Source organism: Streptomyces sp. NBC_00873 (assembly GCF_045207415.1).
GTDB lineage: Bacteria > Actinomycetota > Actinomycetes > Streptomycetales > Streptomycetaceae > Streptomyces.
In genome coordinates this window covers 2,083,495-2,108,448 of the sequence record NZ_CP108803.1, presented here as the reverse complement: position 1 = coordinate 2,108,448, position 24,954 = coordinate 2,083,495, and the positions used below count along the sequence as shown (strand labels likewise).

Below are 24,954 nucleotides of genomic sequence, written 5' to 3'. Positions count from 1 at the left end.
CCCCGGCTCCCGGTCGCGGAAGCGGTGCTGTACGTCGTACGGCAGCGGTCGGGCACCCTCCGACGGTGTCGATGAGGGTGCCACCCGCTTCCGCGGCCCCTCAGTCGTCGGCCAGCACCACGCACGACTCCGGCGGCAGATGAAGCAGCCCGTCCGCGCCCGGCGTCTCCACCGGCTCCCAGGCGGCCAGCACCCGGCCCCCGCTGTTCCGGTTCCGTCCGCCGCCGAGCGGGATCGTGGCCGGCTTCCCGTCGAGGTTGACCGCGATCCGCAGATCGCCCCTGCGATAGGCCAGCCAGCGCGCCTGCTCGTCGAAGGCCGTCTTCACCGATGCCAGATCCGGGTCGGACAGGTCGGGCATGGCGCGGCGCAGTGCGATCAGTTCGCGGTACCAGGCCTGGATGCGGGCGTGCGGTTCGCGTTCCGGTTCGGTCCAGTCCAGACAGGAGCGGTCACGAGTGGCCGGGTCCTGCGGGTCCGGGATGTCGTCCGCCGCCCAGCCGTGTGCCGCGAACTCCCGACGCCTGCCGCTGCGTACCGCTTCCGCGAGCGCCGGGTCGGTGTGGTCGGTGAAGAACTGCCAGGGGGTACGGGCGCCCCACTCCTCGCCCATGAACAGCATCGGGGTGAACGGGCCGGTCAGCACGAGCGCCGCCGCGCAGGCCAGCAGCCCGGGGGAGAGGGAGGCGGAGAGCCGGTCGCCGAGTGCCCGGTTGCCGATCTGGTCATGGGTCTGCGCATAGCCGACGAAGCGGGTGGCCGCGGTGCGGGCGATGTCGACGGGGCGGCCGTGGCTGCGGCCGCGGAAGCTGGAGTACGTGCCGTTGTGGAAGAAGGCGCTCGTCACCGTCTTGGCGAGGGCGGTCAGCGGGGCCGCGGCGAAATCGGCGTAGTAGCCCTGGGACTCGCCGGTCAGCGCCGTGTGCAGGGCGTGGTGGAAGTCGTCGTTCCACTGGGCGTGCAGCCCGATGCCGCCCGCCGCGCGCGGCGTAGTCGTACGCGGGTCGCAGAGGTCCGACTCGGCGATCAGTGGCAGCGGGCGGCCGAGCTCCGCGGCGAGCGCGTCGACCGCCGCGGACAGCTCCTCCAGGAAGGTCAGCGCCCGGGTGTCGGCGAGGGCGTGGACCGCGTCGAGCCGCAGTCCGTCGAGCCGGTAGTCGCGCAGCCAGCCGAGCGCGCTGCCCAGCAGGTACGCGCGGACCTCGTCCGATCCCGGGGCGTCGAGGTTGACCGCGGCGCCCCACGGCGTGTGGTGGGTCTCGGTGAAGTACGGGCCGAAGGCGGGCAGGTGGTTGCCGGACGGTCCCAGGTGGTTGTGGACCACGTCGAGGACCACCGCAAGACCGAGCCCGTGCGCCGTGTCGACAAAGCGCTTCAGCTCGTCGGGGCCACCGTACGGTTCGTGCACGGCCCACAGCGACACCCCTTCGTAACCCCACCCGTGCGTGCCGGGGAACGGGCAGACGGGCATCAGCGACACATGGGTGACGCCCAGCTCGGCGAGGTGCGGCAGCCGCGCCGCGGCGGCGTCGAAGGTGCCCTCCTCGGTGTACGTGCCGACGTGCAGTTCGTACAGGACGGCGCCCGGCAGCCCCCTGCCCGCCCACTCGGTGCGCCAGGCGTACGCCTCCTGGTCGAGGACGGCGCTCTCGCCGTCCGGACCGTCCGGCTGGCGGCGCGAGCGCGGATCGGGCAGCACGGGGCCGTCGTCGAGGACGAAGCCGTACCGGTCCCCGTCCGCGGCCTCCGCCTCGGCCGTCCACCAGCCCGTCCGTGCCGGGTCGCGCTCCATCGCCCGCAGCTCACCCGCCAGCCGCAGACCGACCGAATCCGCCTCCGGTGCCCATACCTCGAACAGCATGCGTCGCTCCTCGTCTTCTCGTTCCGGCCCCATGGTCGGCAGAAGTAGGGATCACCGGCCCACGACACTGGATCGAGCCCGTTACTGGCGATTAAGGTCTGGTTCTGATCATTGCCCTGCCAGGTTCTGCTCATTCGTACGGCTGCTGGAGGCCGAGATGACCGTGCCGACGTTCCCGCCGGGATTCCTCTGGGGTGCCTCCGCCTCCGCCTTCCAGACCGAAGGAGCAGCCGACACCGACGGCAAGGGCCCTTCCGGCTGGGACGACTTCGCCGCCCAGCCGGGACGGATCAAGGACGGCACCGACACCACCCGCGGCACCGGCTTCCACGAGCACTACCGCGAGGACGTCGCCCTGCTGGCCGGCCTCGGCGCCGACGCCTTCCCTCCCGACCGGCAAGTTCAAGGCCCGGCTCGTCTCCATGGCCGCCGCGCAGGGTCTCGCGATCGTCGCGGTCGACCCCGCCTACACCAGCATGTGGGGTGCCCAGCACTGGCAGAAGCCACTGGTCACCCCGCACCGCACCATGTCCCGTCACGATGCCGCCGGTATCGCGATCGGACGACGCGCCCTCGGACACCCGATCCGGGATGGGGTATCCCCTGCTCGAACGGAGTTGAGAGCTTGGGGAAGGACGGCACCGCCCCCACACGACCGGAGTGATCGTGCGGGGCATCGGACCCTCCAGGCCGGACCAGGTGACCGGGGGCGTGAGGGAACCCGCCCACCCACAACGGACCGGCCCCCTGGAGGGCCGTCGACGAGTGGGAAGCGAACGCGGGAACCCAGCGCATCCAACACCGTTCGGGATGCGCCCAGTACGCAGCAGTGGGTCCAAGACTCACTTACGCACACTGGTTAGGAACGGTTCGTGCCGCGCAAGCCCCCGTACTACGACTTCCGCACCCCCGAGTTCGCCCGCTACACCGGCCCGGACCCGTACGAGATCACCCGGGGCATCGACCACAGCTTCGGCTACAACCGGAACTCCTCACCCGACGCCTTCCTCAGCCGCCCCGCGCTGACCTCACTGGTCACGGAGACCGCGGCCGCGGGCGGCAACCTGCTGCTCAATGTGGGGCCGCGCGGCGAGGATGCGACCATCCCCGCCGAGCAGCAGCTCCGCCTGGACTGGCTGGCGGAGCTCACCCCGAACCTCACACCAGATGGATGCGTTCCTGGCTGACCGGATGGCCCGCCCGGGCGAACGCGGCCGCCATCGGCACATTGCCCTGATCGGTGGCGCCCGCGATGAACTCGGCGCCCTCGGCGGCCAGGAAGTGCGTGCACTCGACGAGCAGGTCGTACCCGTAGCCGTGGCCCCGCTGCTCGGGTACGACCCCGATGAAGCCGATGCACGGACCGCCCGGGTTACGGGCGGGCACATGGAGTCCGGCCACCTCGCCCTCGGGCGTGTACGCCAGCTGCCACCAGGAGCGCGGTGAGGGGCACCAGCGGAAGAAGTCGAGTTCCTCCTGTGCCGCCTGCTCCAGTCCGCCGGGTCCCTCGATGGCCCGGCGGGCGTGCGCGTCCAGCGTGACGGAGTGGATCCGGCGCAGCACGTCGAGGATCACCGCGTCGTCCGGCTCCGGCCGGAAGGTGAGCCGGCCGGGCCGCTCGGGCAGCCCGCACTCCGGCGTCCACTGGTACCGGTACCGTTCGACCAGCGGCTTCATCCCGGCCGCGCGGGCGGCGGCGATCCTGGCCTCGGCGGCGGCCGCAACGTCGGGCCGGTCCCGCCAGCCGGCGGGCAGGATCAGCTCGTACTCGGCGTACAGCGGTGACTGCCGCAGCAGTTCGGTGCCCGCCTCGTCCTCGCCGTCGGCGAAGTCGAACCAGTTGAGCGTCACGGGTGCGGTGTCCTCGGGCCCCGACCACCAGGCGGCCCTGGCCACCACGACACCGTCGCGCTCGGCGATCCAGGTCCACTCGGGGCGGTACTCACCACCCTCGCGCACGGTGGCATAGCTGTGCCCGAAGGCGGCGCGGCCGACGAGACCGCAGTCGGGCAGGGTGCGGAAAAGCTGTGCGTCGCTCTCGGTGAGCGCGCGGATGACCAGATCGGTCATGGAAGAGTCCTCCGGAAGAAGCGATGCGCTCCCGGTCAGACCGAAACCGAAACCGCCCGGCGAACGGGACGGGAGCGCGGGAATGAAGTGGCACACGTACGCACTGTTCTCGCCTCCTTCCTCGGTCTTCGGGCGGATGGCCACCGTAACGGGCCCTGCGGTGGCCCGTCCACCGGATTAGCGTCAGAAGCCGTTGCCTTACCGGTCATGACCGTGCGACGGGACTCGGTAACGGCGTGACGGAAATACGATCCGCAGGAGCTCCGAACTCTCCGTTGGGTGGGCGCCCCGTGCTGGGCGGCAGACCGGGTTTGAGTGTGCCGGTCAGGTGCCGTGCGGGGTGGCGGTAGTGGACGGGGGCGAGGGGGTGTGGGTGTGTTTGGTGGCGTACTGTTCCGCGGTGACGGTCAGTGACTGCGCGATCTGCCGCAGGTAGGATATGAGCCGCTCGGTCTCTTCTTGGTCGCCGTCGGCTGCCTGATTGTCCTGTTCCCACATCTGCTGCAGGATCGCCTCGGCCTGTGCCCTGGCGGCCCGCACCATGTTGCGGGCCTGTTCGCGGGCCGCGGAGACGGTCTGCTCGGCCGACGGCGGAGTGCAGGTTCCGCACAAACTAGGTCCATGGGTGTGCAGGTAACGGCACGGGAGTCCCATGCTGCGGCCCGGGCCGGGTTCGTCGCTGGTCTGCCGGGTGGACGGCCCTGTCAGCGTGTTCGACCTGTCACAGCTGCCGTTCCGTCCGCTGCTGGCAGCGGAGGTGCTATTACTTTTCGGTCCGAGTTGTTGTGGGGGTGGGATGGAGGCAGGGTATGGAACCGGACCCCTCGATATGGGAGTTGCTGGTCACGTTCCTCTTCATGGGGATCATCGCCATTGTGAGGATGTCGTTGATCGTGTTCCCAATCATCGGGGTCGGGATCTGGACTGTGTCGCGGGTGCGCCGCAGACGTAGCGGCGGCCGGTAGTCCAGCATGCTGAGCGCCGCGTCCGGCTGGTCGTGCGGGCGCGAGTCCGCGTCCTCAGCCAGTGCGCGCCGAGGCTCCTTCGGGGGCCTCACAGCGGCCGATATGGCCATCGCTGACCGATCTCGCCGGAGCTACGGATCAAGTGTTTTCCGTGCCACAACCGCGCCAGATCGGGCGGGGACTCACGGGGAACGGCGGCGGCCAGCAGTGGACCGCTCGACGGCCCATCGCGGAGCCTTCGCCTACGTGGAGGCGGAACTGGCAGACGGCGAACGGGCCAGGCTGATGCGCCTGCGCTACGACGGAACCGCCAGCAGGTGGGGCTTTGCCCTCCACTACGCCAGCAGCGACCGCTACGAAGACTCCCTGCCCACCGGCGGCTTCGCCGGCACCCCCGAAGACGCCCTCGACTGCGCTTGCCGGCTCCACCTCGCCGCACCCGGCCTCTGACCGGGCGACACACACAACGTCGGCTCCCGCGTCAACCCCCGAAGGACTTCGAGCACAGACCACTTGGTGACATCCATCAATTTTCGATGGAGACGGGCCGGGCCCGCGCCGGTGAACGGCGCGGGCCCGGTGGATCAGGTTCCGCTCAGCAAGCGGTGTCGGGGCGGAGGGCGAAATCGGTCACCGCCTCGCCCGCCTTGAGGTTCACCAGTCTGGATTGCGGCTTCCAGCCGTCCCGGGCCGCGATGATCTCGACCGGGTTGTCCTTCGGAGCCCAGATGGTGTACCGGCCATCCGAATCGGTCTTCAGAGTGTGGGTCCAGTTCTTCTTGCCGTTGATCTGGACGGTCGCCCCGCGCAGCGTGGTGCCGTTGTCACGGCAGTCGACGCCGGTGACGACGCCCGTCGCCTTGCCCCAGTCCTTGGGCGGCTGCACGGTCATCGTCACGTCGATCGGTGCCACGGGCGGGGTGTCCGACTTGATGCCGAGCTGGGCGGTGTATTTGCCGGGCTGTTGCACGCCCGCCGCTGTGGAGGCCTCAAACGTCACGTTCACCGTGATGCTCTGCCCGGGCTGCAGCGTCGCCGAGGTCGGGGACGCGGACAGCCACGGTACGTCGGTGACAGTGGCGCACTGGTCGAAACCGGGCAGCAGCTCGCTGTCCGGCGTCGGGGTGAAGCCGCCGGTCGAGCCACCGACCTTGACGAACCCGCACGCCGCACCCGCCCGGTAGCGGGCGAAGTTGGCGTTGGGCAGCGCCGACCAGGAGTTGGCAGCCGGGTCGTACGCCCAGCCCTGGTTGGTGACCGTGGCGGAGTTGTTGATGACACCGGTGGAGACCAACAGCAGGCCGTTCGCGGTGTCCGCGGCCGCCCCCCAGAGGTCGACCGGCAGGTCGGCCATCTGGGTCCAGGCGTTCGCGCCCGGGTTGTAGGCGTACGTACTCTTCAGCGTCGTCGGCCCGTTGCCGCCGGCGCAGTAGAGCGTGCCGTCGATCCCGCCGCAGCCCTGCCACGCCACCGCGACCGGGTACGCGGCGACCGTGGTGAACGTGTCGGCCCCCGGGTTGTACCGGACGGTCACATTGGACTTGTTGCAGCTTCCGTCCACGCAGCCGCCGACCAGGTAGATCTGGCCGTCGACCACCCCGATGCCGGGCGCGGCCCGCGGGGCCGGGTTGGTGCCGGCCCGGGTCTCCCACGCGTTGGTACCGGGGTCGTAGGCGTAGACCTTTGCCGACGTGTTGCCCGCCGGGTCCCAGCCACCGAAGACGTAGAGCTTGCCGTCGACGAACGTCGCTGCCGGCTTCTCCAGGGCCGCCGGCATGTCGGCGATCTTCGTCCAGGTGTTCGCCGCCGGGTCGTACACGTAGCTGTTGGCGAGGTTGGCGGCGCCGTCGGTTCCGCCAACCGAGTACACCTTTCCGTCGTACGCGGCCACGGCGTTGTCCATGACCTTGATCGGGTAGTTGGCCGTGTTGATCCACGGCGGCGCGTACGGGGTCGGCTCCAGGACGTCACCGGGCTGGCTGTCGCCCCGCCAGGCGGGCGATACGCCGCCCCCCTTGACCCGGATGTTCTGCAGGCGCGCGCCACGCGTACCGAGGATGTCGAAGTTGCCGGCCCGCTCGTTCAGCTCAAACGTGGCCGGTGCGGTGCCGTCGTTGCGGATCGTCGTCGTCGCCGTCTTGGCCTGGCCCAGCGTCAGGCTGCTCTCCACCGATGGCGGGGTGATGGTCAGCCGGCCCGCCTTGAGCGCGAAGTCCTCCCGCGTGGCCCGGTCAGCCGCCACATCTACCGTGGACGTGATCGATTTGTACTGTTTTTTCGCCCCGGTGAACGGGTGGTTTCCGGTCAGGGTCGAGAACATCCAGTAGAAGCCGTCGCCGAGTTTGGCGTCGTCCGGAGTCGGTCCGGTCACCGCCTTCTCCGCCGGCTTGTCCTCGCTGGTCACTGTCGCATCGTTGAGCCCGGCGCCGGTGTTGCCGTCCAGCACCCGGCCGACCACGAGGCCACCCGGGATCGGGTCGCAGGTCCGGTTGAGGATCGACACGTTGTCCAGCTCCCACCACCATGCGTAGGTGGCCTGGTAGTGGAACCGGATCCGCACGTCGGACTTCCCGGCCGCCTGCGGCACCGGGATCTCCTCCAGCACCGGACCACGCCGGCTGGTGCTGGTCCAGCGCGTCACGTTCTTCCAGGTCGTGCCGTCGTCCACGCTCACGTCGACGTCGGCGAACCCGCCGAGCGCCCGGTAGTCGCTGTTGAACCGCAGCACCGGTGCCGGTACGGCGGACAGGTCCATCGCCGGGGTGATCAGCGCGGTGTCCATCGGCTTGCCGGAACCGGCGTTGTCGCTGTCCGCGATGGCGTACTTGCCGCTGCCGCCGGTGAGGTTGCCCCGGTTCTTCGGGTCGGTGAAGTCCCAGCCGCCGTTGGGGGTGGTGTTCACCACGCTCCAGCCGGCCGGCGTGTCCCCGGACTCGAACTGCTCGGTGACGACCGGTTCGCCGTAGCCGGTCTTGTACCCGGTGGCGACGCAGGAGGTCTCGACCGCCAGGTCGAAGTTCCGCACCAGGTTGCTGTCACTGACCGTGACTTGTGCCGTGCCTTGCTGGTAAGACGGGTACATCGCCTTGACCGTCAGGCCGTACTCGCCCCCCTGCGGCAGATCGACGCTGTACGCGCCGGTCGCCGGGTCGGTGAAGACCGGGCCGCCTGGCTTGCCGGCCACGTCGATGCGCGCGTAGAGCGGCCAGCCGTGCCCGGAGCCGTCCTTCACCACGCCGCTGACCTTGCGCAGCGGAACCGGGTCGAGTGCGAAGTTCGCCGTCACCGCGCCACCGTCCGGCACGGTCACCGTCTCGGACTTCGACGCGTAGCCGAATGCCGAAGCGGTCGCCTCGTGCTGACCGGTCGGCAGGGTCAGCTTGTACCCGCCCTGGTCGTCGGTGACGGTGCCGCTACCGCCGACGCGTACCGTCGCACCGGCGATCGCTCCGCCACCGGACTTGGTGACCTTGCCGGTCACCTCACCCCGCGGGCCGTTCACGCAGTTGGGGAACTTCATCGCGCCGATGCGGGTCTGCCAGTTGGCGGAGCTGGTCTGGGACATGTACTCGGAGGTGAACCAGAACGTGCAGCCGTCCGTCGGGTCCACCGACATCGAGCTGTAGTCGCCCCAGCGGGCCGCCGAGTGGGTCTGTGCGCCGGTCCCGGCGATCAGGGTCCGCTCGCTCTGCCCCAGTTCGCCTAGCGGGTCACCGGAGAGTCGCCCGGCCACCCGGATCGACGGGAAGGACGTGCTGCCCGATGACGAGTAGCCGATGGCCATGTTGCCGGTGACGTCCATGGCCGCGCTGGCCATCCACCGGTTGTCGCCGTCCGGCGCATAGGTGCCCTGCTGATGGATAGCCCAATCGGTGGGCGAGTTGCTGCGCAGTTCGTACCACCGTACGCCGGCGTGGTCGCCGCCGACATCCACGGTGTGGTTGAGCACCATGGAGGCGTGGTCGCCGAAGTTGCGGTAGGCCGCCCGGTACATCAACCGGTCGGCGATCGCGTCCAGCCGCGCCGAGGTGCCCTGCTGCGGGATGCAGGACCGGGCGCCGTTGCACATGTTCGAGTCGAACGGCGCGGTCTCCAGGGACCGGTTCGGGGCCAGGTTGTTGCCGAAGGTGGAGTTCGCCGGGTTGGTCCAGTCGACGTGGAAGTCCCACATCAGCAGCCGGTCGGTGGGCGAGGTGCCCCACGCGTCGTCGTCGAACATGGAGAACGGGTTGGGTGCCCCGGCCGGCGGCGCCTGACCCTCCGCGTCGGCGGGCAGCAGGCCGCCGAAGTCCGGACCGAGGTGGAAGTACACCATCCGGGCCGGCTGGCCGGCGAGCATCTTCTCCCGCTCGAAGGCCACCGCTCCGGCGCCGACGAAGGACGGCGCGAACTCGTTGGTGGTCATGTAGTAGGCGTCCGGCCAGATCCCGTACTTCGGGTAGTCGTTCATCCGGGTCTGGTGGTAGAGGAAGTCGTACCGGTAGAAGGCCCCGGTCGGGTCCGGGGTCTGCGAGATCGCCATGCACTGGTGGTTGCCGGCGGATCCGCCCGGCAGGGCGAACTGGGTGATCATCCAACGATCGGCGGTCTCGTCGTAGAGGACCACCGGGTCGCCGTCGTTCCTGGTCTCGCACGGTCCGCCGAAGCCGGCGAAGACCGCATTGCCCGGCAGTGGCCCGAGCAGCTTGTTGCCGCTCTTGTCGAAGACGGCGTAGTGGAGGTTGACCATCTGGACGTAGTGGTTGGGGCCGACATCGCCGTTGGTGTCCGGCGGAAGCACCCCGTCGACGTTGCCGACGCCCTCGAAGTTCGCCTTGAACTCGGGTACTTGGCTGGCGGTGAAGCCACGCTGGACCTGGCTGCTGCCCTCCTTCGCGGACGGGTTGACGGCGGCGCGCTCCAGCGAACGGGCCGGCTGCACGGAGGGCTTGGCGCTGCTGCGCTTGGTACCGCCAGGCTTCGCGGAGATGTCACGCAGCTTTGGGGAGAGGTCGTGTTGCGCCGCGTCGCGTACCTCTGCCTTCGCGGCCGGCCGGGCTGCGGGTGCGGCGGGCACCGTGTCGGCGGGCTTCGCCGTGGCTGGTAGGCCACCGACGAGCAGGGCCAACATGGCCAGGAATGCCACCAGTCCCGCTCGTAGCGTTCTTCGTCGAGTAAGTCGCATGGGACATTACCTCCTTGCGAGGCAAACCAAGGATGTCTCAGACCACCCTGGGGTTTGCGCTACAGGGGTTCGTACTCGTCGTCCGGGTCGGTCCCGGGTGACGTGTGACGTGTCCACAACAGTAAAGAGAACGTAAGGTCTGCTGAATAGAGTGATTTCCGGACATGCGTGGGGCCAGAGCCCGGACTCATCTGCCTCAGTCGCTGAGCAGCCCCCACGCGGTGAGGGCGAGCCTGGCCCGCATCAGCCCTGTGGGCTCGGTCAGTTCGATGCCCAGGGTCTTTGCGGTCGGTTCGAGTCGGCGGGCGACGCTGCTGTGGTGCAGGTGGAGAAGGTCGGCGGCTCGGCGTAGGGAGCCGGTGGCGCAGTAGGCGTCCAGAACCTCCATGTCTTCTCGGTTGCCTGCGATTCGGGCGACGGCGGCCACGTCGGCGTTGTCGCGTGAGGCGTCCTGAGGTATCTCGGCCAGCAGGGCCGGCGCGCCCAGGTCGATGTAGCGGATGACGGGTTCGCGCGGGGTGGTGAAGCGGAGGGCGGTGCGGGCTTGCCGCCAGGATCGGTCGGGGCTTCCGGTGCGATCTGTCGGCTTCGTGTCAGTGGGAGCATGGCAGTGACGGTTGATCAGGAGAGGCGTGTTCCTGGTGGTGGTCGGCCTGTGTCGATGGCTGGCCGCTGACATGGGGGGTACTTCGTGACTTGGCGGCTGTCATGGGGCGGGTACATCCCCAGACGGCTCACTGACAGGAGGACGGCAGATCACACCCCGTCCCTGGCCCCTCGGGCAGAATGGCTGCCATCCCCACACCCCGGAGTCCACCCGGCTCTCGCTCGAGCAGCGCCTTGACGAGCACGCCCGCACCGCCTGGTCGCAGCTGAGGCGGCTGCACGTCCGCCATCGCGGAGCCTTCGCCTACGTGGAGGCGGAACTGGCAGACGGCGAACGGGTCAGGCTGATGCGCCTGCGCTACGACGGAACCGCCAGTTTGTGGTCGAGGACGTACGACAGACGGCAGAAGACGCCCAGTTCGTCCGGCCCGGTGAGCGGACGGACGGTCAGGGCGGGAGGTGCAGCGGTCACAGAGTCTCCTTGGGGCGCCTCCCGCCGTGCGGTGAGCACCGCACGGCACGCGGCGGCAGACAGTAACAACGTTCCCCGGACACCACCGCGAATATTCGGCCGGTCCGTTCCGCGCTGGTCAGGCGGGCGGCAAGCGGGGTTGTTCTGGACACTCCGGGGCGGTCGCCCGACAATTGATCCTGTGACGTCGTCCTTCGAGTTCCACACGTATCCCGCGCGGGTGTCCGATGCTCAGCGCGACCGTGTTCTCGGTGTGCTCAGAGAAGGCGCCGCGCAGGGCAGGCTCTCCCACGACACGTTCGTACGGCGCATGGAACTGGCCCTGGCCGCCCGCCGCCCGGAGGAGCTGGCGGCACTCACCGCCGACCTGCGGAGCGAAGGCCGTTGGACGCAGGGGCTGTTCCGGGTGGTCGGCGAGGTGTCCGGGTTCCCGGCCCGGCTACGCAGGGCCTGGCAGGCCGAGCGGCTGCCGAAACTGCTGCTGCCCGCCCCGAGCCCGTACCCCGTGTTCATCGGCCGCGATCCGGCGAACGGACTGCGGCTCACCCATGAGACCGTCTCGCGCAAGCATGCCGAACTCACCGTGCAGGGCGGCCGCTGGATCCTGCGCGACCTCGGCTCGACCAACGGCACGTGTGTGAACGGCCAGCGGGTGACCGGTGCGGTGTCGGTGCGCGACGGGGACCAGGTGAGCTTCGGCCGGATCACCTTCCGGCTGTCCGCGCCCGCACTCAAGCCGCCCGGGACGCCGGGGCTTCCCGGGCGTCCGGCCTGAGCCGGGGCGTGGATCACCCCCGATGTTCTCCCGGCTGGAGCTGACGGGGGCCGCGGCGGCGTTCACGGAGCTGCTGCGAGCGACGGCCACCCTCACCCGAACGGCCGTACCTCCACTGCGCCGAGCGCTCCGCAGTGGTCCCCTTGGTTCATCCGCGCCACACAGCGGCGCACCGACCCCGGGGGCAAGGATGCAGGCCGACGCGCCCGACGACATACCCCCGTCCGCCTCCGTGCCGGACCTCGGTCACCGCGCCGCCCGGACCGCGCGTCCCGGCCGGCCCGACAGGACCGCCCGGCCCGGCACCGGCCCCAGCCTGCTCGCGCCCGGCGCCGCGCACGATCCGTACCGGCTCTACCGCGTGCTGCGCGAGGAGTACCCGCTCAGCTACGACGCCCCCCTCGGCGCCTGGCTGCTCAGCACGCACGCCGATGTATCGACCGCCCTCACCGACCCACGGTTCACCGGCTTCCCGCACGACGGCGAGCCCCGCGGCGGACCCGCGCCGCGCGGGCTCTGCCACGGCAGCAGGCTCTGCCTGCCCCGGCCGCAGGACATCGCGCGGCCGGCGGGGACCGCGCCCCGCCACCTCTCCGAACGCGTCGAACGAACCGCCTACGTCCTCGCGCGCCGCATCGCGGGGTGGCAGCAGGCCGATCTGGTCGAGGAGTTCTGCCGCTGGCTGCCCGTGGGCGCCGCCGCCCCCGGCGCCTCCCCGGACCCGGCGCAGCCGCCCGGTTACCCCATCACCCCCTGCACCAGCCGGACCGGGCTCCGTGAGACGGCGCTCGCCTCCTTCCTCGCCAATCTGCTGGACGACCCCGACCTCCTGGCCGCCCTGCGTATCGAACCCGCCCTCGCCCACCGCGCCTGGACCGAGTCGCTGCGCCGCGACCCGCCCGTGCAGGTCGTGCTGCGCCGCACCGTCGCCGAGGTGCGGGTCAGCGGCGGCACGCTCCCCGCCGGGGCGCCCGTCGCCTGTCTGATCGGCGCGGCGGGCCGCGACCCTGAGCGGTACGCCGCCCCCGATCTCTTCGACCCCTTCCGGACCGACCAGGACAGGTACACCGCAGGACCGGAGTCCTGTCCGGCCGTCATGCTCGGGCGGCTGGAGGCCGAACAGGGGGTACGCGCCCTGCTCGACGCCATGCCCCGGCTCCGCTGGGCGGACGGATTCCGTCCGTCCAGTACCGGACTGCTCACCCGCGGCCCGCGGACCCTCCTCGTACGACCCGGCTGAGAGGCTGCCGGGCTTCGACACCGGGACTGGTCCGCCCCGGGTTCAACGACAGGCACGGAGCAGCGCCACCGGTCGTTCGGCGAACAACGTGGCCGCCGCGACCGGACCGCCCGGGAACTCCCGTCCCGGCGTGAGCAGATCCGTCCACGGCCCGTCGCCCGGCAGTGCCAGCGTCGTCCCGCGCCAGCCGCCCGCCCCGGCCAGCCGCAGCGACAGCCTGGTCACCGCCGTGACGACCTCACCGGAGCGGCAGAAGGCCAGACAGTGCGTGGCCGCCGGGCCCTGCGCGGTCAGCGGGGTGTACGTCCCCGACTCGCCGAAGAGCTCCGGCCGATTCCGCCGCAGTCGCAGTGCCGCCACCGTGAGCGCCGCCTTCTCGCTGACGGGACTGTCCTCGGGCGGGCGGCGGAACGGCTGCCGGTTGTCCGGGTCGACCAGTGCCACGTACTCCTGCTCCGTCCCCTGGTACAGGTCCGGCACCCCTGGCATCGTCAGCTGCACCAGGGCCGCGCCGAGCGCGTTGGCCCGGGTGAAGGGTTCGAGGGAAGCCGCAAACCGCTGCAACGCCTCCCGCGCCGGCCCGGTGCCGGCGGCTGGACCGGCCGCGACGAAGTCCGACACCGCCCGCTCGTAGACCGGATCGGGCTCCGTCCAGCTGGTGAACAGGCCCGCTTCCCGTACGGCTTTCAACAGCGCGGGTTCGAGACGGCCCGCCATCTCATCGGCGGGCAGCCCCACGCAGCCGAACGCTGTCTGCCAGGCCTGCCAGGCCAGCTGCGGATCGGGCGCGACCGCATTCGGGGCTGCCCGCGCCAGCTCCGTCAGCAGCTCCGACCACTGCTGCGGACACTCCGACAGGACCGCGATCCGGGCCCGCACATCCGCGCTGCGCTTGGTGTCGTGCGTGGTCAGCGCGGTGCCGGTGGCGGGCCAGTCGCGCGCCAGCCGGGTGCAGAAGGCGTGGAACTCCTCCGGAGCCACCGCGGGGCACCCGGGATCTCCGCCCACCTCGGTCGCCGAGATCAGCGGCACGTACCGGTAGAAGGCCGTGTCCTCGACCGACTTGGCCCGCAGTGCCGACGCGGTCTGCGCGAACCGGGCGCAGAATGCCGCCCGGTCCGGCCCGTCACCGAGCCGCCCCAGCGCCAGGTCCCGCACCACATCGACGGCCGTCGCCTCCTCGGGCACGGAGAACAACGCCCTGGCGTCCCGTACGGCCGTGTCCGGCAGCGCCGCCTCCGCCGCCTCGGTGCGGGGCCCACCCGCCGTGACGTACGGGCGGTAGACCGGGACACGGACGAGCAGTTCGTCGACGGCGGTGCGCAGCGCCCACGGGGCGTGGTCGCGCAGTGCGGGGTCCTCGGTGCAGATGCGTACGGCGAGGCGGGTCAGCAGCGCGGTCTCCGCGGCCAGTTCATGCGTCACCACCCGGTACGCGGCCCGGCGGACCGTCGTCGACCAGTAGCCGCCGCGGTCCCCGGCCGGGCCGGCGAACTCCCGGTACAGGCCGAGCAGCTCGGTGGCGCCCGTCGGATCGGTGAACAGCCCGTCGATCCGGTGCAGCGCGTCGTACCCCGTCGTCCCCGCGACGGCCCAGCCCGCGGGCAGCGGCTCGGTACCGGTGAGGATCTTCTCCACGACCGTCCACCGCCCGCCGGTCGCCTCGTCGAGCCGCTCCAGATAGCCGGCGGGGTCGGCGAGCCCGTCGGGGTGGTCGATGCGCAGTCCGTCGACGACACCGTCCCGGACCAGTTCGAGGATCTTGCCGTGGGTGGCCGCGAACACCTCGGGGTCCTCCACCCGGACCCCGATGAGGTCCGAGATGGTGAAGAACCGCCGGTAGTTCTGCTCGGTACGGGCCAGCCGCCACCAGCCGAGCCGGTAGTGCTGGGCGTCCAGCAGCTTCGGCAGCGGAAGACCGGCGGTGCCGGCCCGGAGCGGGAACGCCTGCTCGCCGTGGCGCAGCACCTCCCCGTCCACCTGGAACCGTTCCATCTCGTCGCCGATCCGCCCGGCGAGCACCGGCAGCAGTACCCGCCCGTCGCCCGCCGCCCAGTCGATGTCGAACCAGCGGGCGTACGGCGAGTCCGGGCCCTCGCGGAGTACCTCCCACAGGGCCCGGTTGTGGCGCGGGACGGCGGCCATGTGGTTCGGCACGATGTCCAGCACCAGCCCGAGCCCGTGCTCCCGCGTCGTGGCCGCCAGTTGCCGCAGCCCCTCCTCACCACCGAGCTCGGCCCGGACACGGCTGTGGTCGACCACGTCGTAGCCGTGTCTGGAGCCGGGCACGGCTTCGAGGACCGGCGACAGGTGCAGATGGGAGACGCCGAGCGCGGCGAGATACGGCACCGCGTGCCCGGCGGCCGAGAACGGGAAGTCCGGCTGGAGCTGCAGCCGGTACGTGGCGGTGGGCGTCATGCGAACGTACGTACCCAGCCTGGAGCCGACTGTGACACGGCATCCGGCCGATCCATCCGGACGAGGGGTCGCCTCCCTGGGCGTGCTGCCCCGACGGCTACGCCGGCCGCTGCAGCACCGCCATGCTCCGCCCCACCAGCTTCACCCGGTCACCCGCAGACACCTTCGGGCCCGCTCCCGGCTGCACCCCGTCCGGGCGGGCCGTGTCGACCACCACCGACCACTGCCGGCCATGGTTCACCGGAACGGCGAATTCCAGCGTGTCGGCGCTCGCATTGAACATCAGCAGGAACGAGTCGTCGGAGATCCGCTCGCCCCGCGGTCCCGGCTCCGAGATGGCGTGCCCGTTCAGGAAGACCGTCAGCGCCTTGGCATGCGCCGCCTGCCAGTCCCGCTGTGTCATCTCACTGCCCTCGGGCGTGAACCAGGCGATGTCCGTCAGCTCGTCGTGCGTGCCCTCCACCGGCCGCCCGTGGAAGAACCGGCGGCGCCGGAAGACCGGGTGGTCGCGGCGGAGCCAGACCATCGCCCGGGTGAACTCCAGCAGACTGCTGCGGGACTCCTGGTCGTCCCCCTCGTCATCCTCCGTACCGGCTTTGCGAGGCTCCGGCCAGTGCACCCACGAGAGCTCGCTGTCCTGGCAGTACGCGTTGTTGTTGCCGTGCTGCGTCCGTGCGAACTCGTCGCCGTGACTCAGCATCGGCACCCCCTGGGACAGCATCAGCGTGGCGACGAAGTTCCGCATCTGCCGTTCGCGCAGCTCCAGCACCTCCGGCTGGTCCGTCTCGCCCTCCGCGCCACAGTTCCACGACCGGTTGTGGCTCTCACCGTCCTGGTTGTCCTCGCCGTTCGCGTCGTTGTGCTTGTCGTTGTACGAGACCAGGTCGTGCAGCGTGAAGCCGTCGTGACAGGTGGTGAAGTTGATCGAGGCGAGCGGGCGCCGGCCGTCGTCCTGGTACAGGTCCGAGGACCCCGTCAGGCGCCCGGCGAACTCGGCGAGGGTCCGCGGCTCGCCCCGCCACAGGTCCCGGACCGTGTCCCGGTACTTGCCGTTCCACTCGGTCCACAGCGGCGGGAAGTTGCCCACCTGGTAGCCGCCCTCGCCCACGTCCCACGGCTCGGCGATCAGTTTCACCTGGCTGACCACCGGGTCCTGCTGCACCAGGTCGAAGAACGACGACAGCCGGTCCACCTCGTGGAACTGCCGGGCCAGCGTGGCCGCGAGATCGAAGCGGAAGCCGTCCACATGCATCTCGGTCACCCAGTACCGCAGCGAGTCCATGATCAGCTGCAGCACGTGCGGGGACCTCATCAGCAGCGAGTTCCCGGTCCCCGTGGTGTCCATGTAGTACTGCTGATCATCCGCGAGGCGGTAGTACGAGGCGTTGTCGAGCCCTCGGAAGGACAGCGTCGGTCCCAGGTGGTTGCCCTCCGCGGTGTGGTTGTAGACCACGTCGAGGATGACCTCGACGCCCGCCTGGTGCAGTGCCCGTACGGCCTGCTTGAATTCGCTCACCTGCTCTCCGCGGTCGCCGCGGGAGGCGTACGCGTTGTGCGGGGCGAAGAAACCGATGGTGTTGTAGCCCCAGTAGTTGGCGAGCCCCGCGTCCACCAGCCGATGGTCCTGGACGAACTGGTGCACCGGCATCAGCTCGATCGCCGTGACCCCGAGCTCCGTCAGATGCGCGATGACCTCCGGATGCGCCAGCGCCGCGTACGTACCGCGCAGTTCCTTCGGCAGCCCCGGATGGAGCATCGTCAGGCCCTTCACATGGGCCTCGTAGATCACCGTGCGGTGGTAGTCCGTACGGGGGCGCCGGTCGTCGCCCCAGTCGAAGTACGGGTTGACCACCACCGAGCTCATGGTGTGCGGCGCCGAGTCCAGATCGTTGCGCGCGTCGGGCCGGCCGAACGGATAGCCGTACACCGCCTCGCCCCACCGGATCTGCCCGGAGACCGCCCGCGCGTACGGGTCGAGGAGCAGTTTCGCCGAGTTGCAGCGGGCTCCGCGCTGCGGCTCGTACGGCCCGTGCACCCGGAATCCGTACCGCTGACCGGGCATCACCCCGGGCAGATAGGCATGGCGGACGAAGGCATCGGCCTCTCTCAGCTCCACCGCCGTCTCGGAACCGTCGTCGTGCAGCAGGCACAACTCGATTCGGTCGGCGGCCTCGGAGAAGACCGCGAAGTTGGTGCCGACGCCGTCGTACGTGGCACCGAGGGGATACGCCTGTCCCGGCCAGACCTGCATAGATATGACTCTTCCACTTCTGGTCCGGGCGCTGGGGGCACTTGGGACCGACCCGGCCGGATCTTCCCCGAAAGAGTGCCCCGCACCCAGTGCCGGGAGGGGCACCAGGACGTGGCACGGTCCGGTCGGCCACGTCCGCCGGACCGGTCAACATCGGGCCTCTCCGTGCCGCCCGGAACCGGAATCCGAGAACCTGACCGGGGCACACGTCCGGAATGCGGCCCTTGATGGGGTGTTCAATCACTATGAATCGGCTCACTACGGCAAATCTTGCCGCAGGGAACGCGCCTGACGTCCGGGGAAGTTGAGAAAGGAGCCTGTCCATCCGGCTGCACCGGCTGCCGCTCGCGGAGTACCCTTCCTTGATCGTTGGTGGGGGAGCGGAAGGCGGTGCGCGGGTGAGCTCGGGAGGGTTCGAGCTGCCCCCAGGTGACCCAGGTCACGAGGGGGAATCCGTCGACGCCCCGCCCGGGGCGGTATCGCTTGCGCAGCCCATGGAGATCGGCGCCGAACTGGGCTGGGGCGCGGAAGACTGGAGCGAGGTCCGGACCCGGGCCCAGCGGGCCGGGCGTGCCTATATTTGGCTGAATCTCGTGGAACAGCGGCTGCGCTCCGTGGTCGCCGCGGTGCTGCGGCCGATCTACGAGCCGGTGCACGGCGAGGACTGGGTGGTGGCCGCCGCGGGGCCCGCCGGACAGGAATGGGTGCAGCGCGCCGTCGCCGTGCGCGAGGTCTCCCGCCGCAAGGGCTATCTGCTCGACCCGGCCGACGACAACGTGCTCAGCTTCCTCACGCTCCCGCAGCTGCGGGAGCTGATTGTTCAGCACTGGCCCTGCTTCGAGCCGTACTTCGACGACCGGCGCGATGTCGAGCTGGCACTCGACGAACTGGAGGTCGCCCGCAATGTCGTCTCCCGCAACCGTGCGCTGAACGAGGCGGTCCTCGCTCAGGCCGAGCGCGCCTCGGCGCGCCTCCTGGAGATCCTGGGCAGTGGCGCCGCGGTGCCGTCCGCGGACCGGCTGCCGGTGGACGCCGTCGAGGAACTGGTCGGCGATCGGTATGCGGATGTGGTCTCCGTCCACTCCGACCGGGTCCGGCTGCAGCGCCAGCTGCCCGCCGAGGACCTTTTCGGCGGTTCGCGCCGCCTCGACGCGATCGGCATAGGCCTCAATCTGCTGGTGCAGAACTTCTCCGGCCGCCGGCTGGTCCGGCTCGCCGAATCGGGCTGCCGGATCCGGCTGCTGTTCATCAACCCGGCAAGCAGCGCGGTCAAGCGGCGTGAGCGGGAACTCGGGCTCAAGAAGGGCGAGCTGAGCCGGTCGGTGGAGATGAACATCCTCCACATGCGGCGGGTCCGCTCCAAACTCCGTGATCCGGGCGCGTTCGAGATCCACGTCTTCGACGAGACGCCGCGCTTCACGGCCTATCTGGTGGACGGCGACGGGGCGGACGCGGTGGGTGTCGTCCAGCCCTATCTGCGGCGCGCACGCGGCATGGAGGCGCCTGTGCTGGTGCTGCGAGGAGGGGGCCGGGCGGTGGTCCGGGCGGGCCAGGACAACGAGCACGGACTGTTCGAGACGTACCGCGAGGAGTTCGAGTCGGTCTGGACGGACTCCAGGCCCGTCTCCTGACGCCCCTTCCAGCGTTGTCAGTGCTGCGTGCGAAGGTGGTCATCACTTGGGGGAACGCACCACAGAAGGAGGTACGGGATGAGCTGGCATCAGGAGTGCCCGGTCGGCTTCGGCCCGGGGACGAGCGGCACGGACCCGCTGGAGGCCCGGATCGTCACCGCCGCGGTCGTCGGGGCGGGGGCGGTCCGATGAGCTGGATCAGCGGGCCGTTGCTGGCGTTCGACCTGGAGACCACGGGGACGGATGTCGAGACCGACCGCATCGTGACGGCGGCGGTCGTCCGGCTGGAGGCGGACGGATCCGTGTCGGAGGAGCGGACCTGGCTGCTGAATCCGGGTGTGGCCATACCCGAGCAGGCATCGGCGATCCACGGCATCTCGACGGAACGTGCCCGTGAGCACGGGGCGCCGGCCGCCTCCGCGATCGAGGAGATCACACGGGCCGTCGCTGACGGGCTGCGCTCAGGGACGCCGCTGGTGGTGATGAACGCACGCTATGACCTGTCCCTGCTCGACCGTGAGTGCCGGCGGTACGCGGTCGAGTCGGTCAGCGAGCGACTGGGCGACGCGCCTTCGCCCGTCATCGATCCGTTGGTGATCGACAAGCATGTCGACAAGTACCGGAAGGGGAAGCGGGCCCTCCACGCGCTGTGTGCCCACTACGGGGTGTCGCTCGACGACGCGCACGACGCGAGGGCGGACGCCGTGGCCGCTGCCCGCGTGGTGCGGCGTATGGGGGAGAAGCACCAGCCCGTCGGAGTGATGCCGTTGGAGGACCTGCACGGTCTTCAGGTGCGCGCGGCGGCCGAGCAGTCGCTCTCCTTGCAGGCCTATCTGCGACGCACCGCGGATCCGGCGGCAGTCATCGAACCGGCCTGGCCGCTCATCCCCCGGAGGCGGGAGCCCGCAGGCGGTTGAGGGTGATCCGACGGGCGAGGGGTGTCAGTTCGGAGCCGGCGAAGCCGTCTCGTCGGCCTTGAAGTCGTAGTGGATCTGCTTTCCGTCGACGGAGGTGACGGTGACCGTCACGCCCAGGGTGCTGCCGTCGTCCGCGGTGAGCGTGCACCGGGTTTCGGTACCGACCTTCCCGGCGAGGTCCTCCGGGCACGTGATGTCCGGCTTCGGCTGGCCCGTCGTGGAGGCGAGCTTGTCGGCGAGCGAGCCGGCCAGCTTGTCCGAGGACAGCTTCGGCTCGGACTTTCCGGCGCTGACCGACGCCGAGCAGCCGACGAGCAGCGCGCCGGCGGCCACGGCCGAGAGGCTCCACTTCGCTGCGGTCGAGCGGGCTATGGTCATGGGTGCTCCATTCCGAATGATCAAGGCAGTCGCCGGAAGCATACGTGGGACCGTGTTCCGCGGATGCCGCCGGAGGGCGGTCGGCCCACCTCCGGCAGCAGGCGGGAACATGCCGGGCCGACCCCGGTCCGGGCAGGAGCCCGGAGGGACGGGCGTCCCCGCGGAAGGCGGGGGAGGCCGCGGGGTTGGGCGGCGAGTCGTAGTCCCGCAGACCTCACAACTTACCGAAGATCACTCCGCGCCAGGTCCAGCCCGACTTGAGGGCGGCGTTCCGCAGGGGGTTGGTCAGCTGCGCGCTGTCGAAGCTGAATGTCTCCGTCGCTTCGAGGCGGCCGTTCTCCCCGCGTTGGAGCGTCCAGCGGCGGGAGACGGTCCTGCCCGCGCCGCGCGCGTACTCCGCCGAAGTCTGGAGCCGCGGAGGATTCCCGACGCGGGTGACCTCCCACTGTTCTTCGACGGCACGCACCTCAGGGACCTCCTCGACCAGGCGCATCCGGATCCGGAGGGCGTGCGTCAGCTGGGACCCGATGAAGAAGGTCTGCCAGGCGGGCTCGGCGATCCGCCACTCCGCCACCAGATCGGCGTCATGCGCTGCGCCGTCGCTGATGATGTACGGGACATCCGGCCGGTTGAGGCTGAGCAGGGCTGCCCGCAACTCCTCGGCTGAGCGTGGCGCGACCCCGTCCTCGGGACGCTTGGTTCCGGTCAGCATGTCGAAGAATCCCATGAGGTCAATCTATGAGGGGTCGGATTGTCGGTGCAAGAAGGGCCGTTCCGGCGGGACGTGCTACGAAGCCGCGCCGGTGTCCGGGCGGACCGTGCGCACGAAGTCCCGGAAGTCCTCCAGGACGGCGAGGTGCTGGGACGCGGTCACCGTCAGGATCAGACGGATCACCGCCCGCCTGCTCGGATCTGTGACGTCCAGCATGGACAGGTAGACCTGCGACTGCACGAGGTGGCGGAGGGTGCCCCCGGCGACGGCCGAGATGGCCAGGGTCTGGGTGAGGCCGGGTGCCTCCGCGGAACCGACCTCGCGGCGTTCGGCGACGTAGACCGACGCGGCGGACCGGCGCAGGTTCTCCACCGACTCGTCGGCGATCTCGGGGAGCGTCGCCGCGTCCGGGCGGAACTCGCCGTCGATCGTGATGTTCGCGGTGAATCCCGCATCCGGATGCGGGTGCAGTGCGACGAATGCCGCGCCCGTCGCGCCCACTCCGTCCGGCGGTGTGGCGCGCCAGCCGTCCGGCAGCTCGAACGCGATCGGTACGGGCAGGGTGGTGGTCATCCCGGTCTCTCCTTACGGCAACGGTGTGCTTACGGCAGCGGGTCCGCGGTGGCGTGCGTCAGAACAGGCTGCCGATCCCGTCGCCTACCCAGCTCGCTGCATCGCCCACGGCCCCGGCCGCATCGCTCACCGTATCGACGACCTTCCCCGGGTCGACGGTGAACTCGAAGCCCACGGCGCCACCGAGGGCAGGGGAGACGCCCACCTTGGGGCCGAAGTGCCATACGCCGTTGGCGTCCTTGCTGGCGTTCAGACTTGCCTCCGCGCCGGGACCGGCCCAGCCCTCGGCCGTGACACCCACGCCGATTCCCCCGACGTCCGCGCCCGCGCCGACGCTGCCCTTCGCGCCGGCGAAGGCCTCGGCGCCCAGCTGCACCCCGTCCAGACCTGCCCCCGCGTTGACACCGGCCTCGGCGCCCGCCATGGCCTCCGCCCGCCCGTACACCCCGACGGGGCCGGCGTCGGCGCTGCCGTTGGCTGAAGCCTCGCCGCCCGCGAAGGCACCGGCCTCGGCCTGGACGCCCTCATGGGTGATGCCGGCGGCCGCCGAGCCCTTGGCGCCCGCATAGGCTTCGGCTTCTCCGGCCAGCTTGAGCGGACCGTTGGTGAGCGTGCCCTCCGCGCTGGCGCGGCCGAGGTCGGCGTGTGCCTCGGCCTCAGCCAGCTTCCCCTTCCCGACGTTTGGACCGCTGGCCTCCGCCCCGACTCCTGGTCCCGAGGCCTCGGAGTCGGTCTCGGAGACCCATCCGTCCTTCTTGCCGGGCTTGGGGTCGGGCTTACCGGCCTTCGCCAGATCGCCCTCGGCCTGCGTGTTGAACCCGCCGATGCCGATACCGTCCAGCGAGACGTCGCTCGTCGCGCGGGACAGCGCCCGCTTCACGCTCTGGTCCGTGGTGTCGACGGCCTTGACCGCCTTGGCTATCTGGTCGGTCCAGCCCTGAGCCTTCTCGCGGGCGTCGGCCATCAGCCGGGGGTAGTCGGGGTCGTGATGGAGGGCGAACCGCTCCTGCTCGGAGAGGTTGTCGTACCCGATGTAGGTCGCCTTGCCGGAGCCGTCGACCTTGTAGTCCTTCTTCTCGGCGTCCTCGACCAGGTCCTTGACCGCCTTCTGCAGGCGGGTCAGCTCGGTCTGGGCATCCGTGAGGAGACTGGCGATGGCCAGTGCCTCCGTCTTCGCCGCCCCGTACTCGAAGCTCGTGGCCGAGGCGTTGTGCTGCTGGGCGCCGTAGGCGAGTCCCTGCCAGTTGCCGTTGGCCAGCACGCCCTGCACGTGCTTCTCGTAGTTGGTCTTGAGCTCACCGAAGCGCTCGCCCATCTTCTTCCACGCCCCGGCGACATCCGCGAAGGAAGACAGGTCGGCGGTCATCACGTCGTGATAGTTCAGCGTCATGGCGGCGCCCGTCACATCCCGTCGAGGCTGCTGGGGAGCCGTATGGAGTCCGCCTGGGCGCCGGCGGCGAGGTCCTGGTTCTGGAAGATGTTCTGCGTGCCCTTCAGCGCGTTCAGCTCTTGCTGCAAGCGCCCCATCAGCCGGTTCGCCTGCCCCTGCCAGGCGACCAGCGCGTCGGAGACGCCCTGGTCCGAGGCCCAGCCGGAGAGCCCTTTCAGTCCGGTGTCCTGCTTCAGCAGGGGGCCCGCGGGGGCCGACGGGGCGAGGAAGGGCGGCCGCACCGTTCCACCACCGGCCGCCATGCGGGCGGCTGCCTGGGTGTCGGGCATCTGGTGCTCTTCCATGTACTTCGTCGCGCGCTTCTTGTCGCTGGGCGAACTCGCGAGCTTCTGCTCGCCGCCTTCTCCGGCTCCCATGGGCAACCCCCGTTGCAATCGCACCTGTTCGGCCTCACGGCCAAGAGGCATAGTACGGAAGGTCATTGGGCACCGGACAGGCGCCCCAGGGCCTCGGCACCGCACCCTCGCCCGAGCAAGGGCATACGCCCGTGAGGACCGCTCGGCGGACCGACGGGAGACATGGGTGACCGAGTTGTACGGCGGTGCGGGCGGGCGGCCCGCCGCGCGTATCCAGCTCTTCCGCGCGACGGGAAGCGCCGTTCAGAAGGGGTACCAGCGCGCCTCGGGGTCGTCCTCGCGCAGTGACGTCACCCTGCGCCGGAATTCCGTCAGCGCCTTGGGGTTCGCCGGGGCGTGCTGGGAGACCCAGGCGCAGCTCGCCGTCTCGCGGGCGCCGCGCAGAACCGCGCATCCTTCCCAGGTGCGTACGTCCCAGCCGTACGCCTCGGTGAACGCGTCGTAGGCATGGGCGGGCAGTCCGTACCGGTCGCGGGAGAGTGCGAGGACCACCAGATCGTGCTCGCGCAGATCGGCGGAGAAGGTCTCGAGATCGACCAGCACCGGCCCGTCCGGGCCGACGTGGACGTTGCGGGGGAGCGCGTCGCCGTGGATGGGGCCCGGCGGCAGGTGCGGGGCAAGGGCCGCCGCGGCCTTCGCGAAGCCGTCGCGCCGGCCGCGCAGATAGTCGGCGTCGGCCGGATCGATCGCGTCGCCCGCGAGCCGCAGCCAGCGCTCGACGCCGCCGAGCAGCTCACGGCGCGGCAGCGTGAAGCCCTCCGGGGCGGGCAGCGCGTGCACCTGGGTGAGCAGCGGGGCGAGATCGCGCGGCTCGGCAGGGCGTACGGCGTCGGGCAGCCGGTGCCAGAGCGTCACCGGGTGGCCCTCCACCAGCCGCGCCCCGGGCTCGGCGACCCGTACGGCGGGGACACCGGAGGCGGCCAGCCACTGAGCGACGGCCACCTCGCGCTCGGCTCGGTCCCGTAGTTCCGGGTTCTGCACGGCGTTCCGGCCGACCTTGACCACCAGACCGCCGACGGCGAACACCGCGTTCTCGCCCAGCGCGAGCAGCTCCGCGCCGTCGGACAGCCCGGCAGCGGTCAGCACCTCGCGCGCACGCATCTCGTTCATGGATC

At 70.5% G+C, this 24,954-nt stretch carries 18 protein-coding genes and 3 pseudogenes; 8 read left to right on the top strand and 13 right to left on the bottom strand.

The genetic code is table 11. The features are described 5' to 3' along the window. Positions 1–100: 100 nt before the first annotated feature. A complete protein-coding gene (gene treZ, locus OH809_RS09565) occupies positions 101–1,861 on the bottom strand; it encodes a malto-oligosyltrehalose trehalohydrolase (protein WP_406422820.1) in 1,761 nt (586 codons plus the stop codon). Between the two features lie 157 nt (positions 1,862–2,018). Between treZ and OH809_RS09560 the strand changes: the two are divergent. The 3 pseudogenes from OH809_RS09560 to OH809_RS09550 form a co-directional block, all read left to right on the top strand. After that, positions 2,019–2,246 (top strand): annotated as a pseudogene (locus OH809_RS09560) (family 1 glycosylhydrolase); the annotation flags it as partial. 1 nt (position 2,247) lies between these two features. Continuing rightward, positions 2,248–2,724, top strand: a pseudogene (locus OH809_RS09555) (IS200/IS605 family accessory protein TnpB-related protein); the annotation flags it as partial. Continuing rightward, a pseudogene (locus OH809_RS09550) lies at positions 2,725–3,048 on the top strand (alpha-L-fucosidase); the annotation flags it as partial. Here OH809_RS09550 and OH809_RS09545 read toward each other — a convergent pair. Continuing rightward, a complete protein-coding gene (locus OH809_RS09545) occupies positions 3,020–3,931 on the bottom strand; it encodes a GNAT family N-acetyltransferase (RefSeq protein ID WP_406422821.1) in 912 nt (303 codons plus the stop codon). The pseudogene OH809_RS09550 and the gene OH809_RS09545 sit on opposite strands and share 29 nt — an antisense overlap. 324 nt (positions 3,932–4,255) lie before the next feature. Next, positions 4,256–4,543 (bottom strand): hypothetical protein, encoded by a 288-nt coding sequence (locus tag OH809_RS09540; RefSeq protein WP_406422822.1) that lies wholly within the window; start codon positions 4,541–4,543, stop codon positions 4,256–4,258. 560 nt (positions 4,544–5,103) lie between these two features. Here OH809_RS09540 and OH809_RS09535 point away from each other — a divergent pair. Then, positions 5,104–5,346, top strand: a complete 243-nt coding sequence (locus OH809_RS09535; protein WP_406422823.1) for a hypothetical protein — start codon at positions 5,104–5,106, stop codon at positions 5,344–5,346. Positions 5,347–5,491: 145 nt separating this feature from the next. Here OH809_RS09535 and OH809_RS09530 read toward each other — a convergent pair whose 3' ends face one another. After that, positions 5,492–10,021: a carboxypeptidase regulatory-like domain-containing protein gene (locus OH809_RS09530; protein WP_406422824.1), complete on the bottom strand. Its 4,530-nt coding sequence runs from the start codon at positions 10,019–10,021 to the stop codon at positions 5,492–5,494. A gap of 235 nt (positions 10,022–10,256) precedes the next feature. Beyond that, the gene (locus tag OH809_RS09525; protein ID WP_406422825.1) at positions 10,257–10,739 is read right to left on the bottom strand and encodes a helix-turn-helix domain-containing protein; all 483 of its coding nucleotides are present in this window, start codon (positions 10,737–10,739) and stop codon (positions 10,257–10,259) included. A gap of 580 nt (positions 10,740–11,319) precedes the next feature. Between OH809_RS09525 and OH809_RS09520 the strand changes: the two genes are divergently transcribed. Together OH809_RS09520 and OH809_RS09515 are read left to right on the top strand one after the other, a co-directional pair. Then, positions 11,320–11,913 carry a DUF1707 and FHA domain-containing protein gene (locus OH809_RS09520; RefSeq protein WP_406422826.1) on the top strand — a complete coding sequence of 198 codons (594 nt, stop codon included), beginning with the start codon at positions 11,320–11,322 and terminating at the stop codon, positions 11,911–11,913. Between the two features lie 190 nt (positions 11,914–12,103). Next, the gene (locus OH809_RS09515; RefSeq protein WP_406422827.1) at positions 12,104–13,153 is read left to right on the top strand and encodes a cytochrome P450; all 1,050 of its coding nucleotides are present in this window, start codon (positions 12,104–12,106) and stop codon (positions 13,151–13,153) included. 42 nt (positions 13,154–13,195) lie between these two features. On the opposite strand, the gene treY is transcribed toward OH809_RS09515, so the two are convergent. Together treY and glgX are read right to left on the bottom strand one after the other, a co-directional pair. Further along, positions 13,196–15,571, bottom strand: a complete 2,376-nt coding sequence (treY, locus tag OH809_RS09510; RefSeq protein ID WP_406422828.1) for a malto-oligosyltrehalose synthase — start codon at positions 15,569–15,571, stop codon at positions 13,196–13,198. A gap of 97 nt (positions 15,572–15,668) precedes the next feature. Beyond that, the gene (glgX, locus tag OH809_RS09505) at positions 15,669–17,822 is read right to left on the bottom strand and encodes a glycogen debranching protein GlgX (protein ID WP_406422829.1); all 2,154 of its coding nucleotides are present in this window, start codon (positions 17,820–17,822) and stop codon (positions 15,669–15,671) included. Between the two features lie 398 nt (positions 17,823–18,220). Between glgX and OH809_RS09500 the strand changes: the two genes are divergently transcribed. Both OH809_RS09500 and OH809_RS09495 read left to right on the top strand, forming a co-directional pair. Further along, positions 18,221–19,453, top strand: a complete 1,233-nt coding sequence (locus tag OH809_RS09500; RefSeq protein WP_406422830.1) for an SAV2148 family HEPN domain-containing protein — start codon at positions 18,221–18,223, stop codon at positions 19,451–19,453. 188 nt (positions 19,454–19,641) lie between these two features. Beyond that, positions 19,642–20,370, top strand: a complete 729-nt coding sequence (locus OH809_RS09495; protein ID WP_406422831.1) for a 3'-5' exonuclease — start codon at positions 19,642–19,644, stop codon at positions 20,368–20,370. Positions 20,371–20,394: 24 nt separating this feature from the next. Here OH809_RS09495 and OH809_RS09490 read toward each other — a convergent pair whose 3' ends face one another. The 6 genes from OH809_RS09490 to OH809_RS09465 form a co-directional block, all read right to left on the bottom strand. Further along, complete coding sequence (locus OH809_RS09490) at positions 20,395–20,748, bottom strand: DUF4333 domain-containing protein (RefSeq protein WP_406422832.1); 354 nt, start codon at positions 20,746–20,748, stop codon at positions 20,395–20,397. Between the two features lie 214 nt (positions 20,749–20,962). Continuing rightward, entirely contained in the window at positions 20,963–21,475 is a 513-nt protein-coding gene (locus OH809_RS09485) for a hypothetical protein (protein WP_406422833.1), read from the bottom strand. A 60-nt stretch (positions 21,476–21,535) separates the two neighbouring features. Further along, positions 21,536–22,033, bottom strand: a complete 498-nt coding sequence (locus OH809_RS09480) for a hypothetical protein (protein ID WP_406422834.1) — start codon at positions 22,031–22,033, stop codon at positions 21,536–21,538. A 58-nt stretch (positions 22,034–22,091) separates the two neighbouring features. Continuing rightward, positions 22,092–23,423: a hypothetical protein gene (locus OH809_RS09475; protein ID WP_406422835.1), complete on the bottom strand. Its 1,332-nt coding sequence runs from the start codon at positions 23,421–23,423 to the stop codon at positions 22,092–22,094. Between the two features lie 11 nt (positions 23,424–23,434). Then, positions 23,435–23,839, bottom strand: coding sequence for a hypothetical protein (locus tag OH809_RS09470; RefSeq protein WP_406422836.1), 405 nt, complete (start codon positions 23,837–23,839; stop codon positions 23,435–23,437). 243 nt (positions 23,840–24,082) lie between these two features. Further along, positions 24,083–24,949: a phosphotransferase enzyme family protein gene (locus tag OH809_RS09465; RefSeq protein WP_406422837.1), complete on the bottom strand. Its 867-nt coding sequence runs from the start codon at positions 24,947–24,949 to the stop codon at positions 24,083–24,085. Between the last annotated feature and the right edge of the window lie 5 nt (positions 24,950–24,954).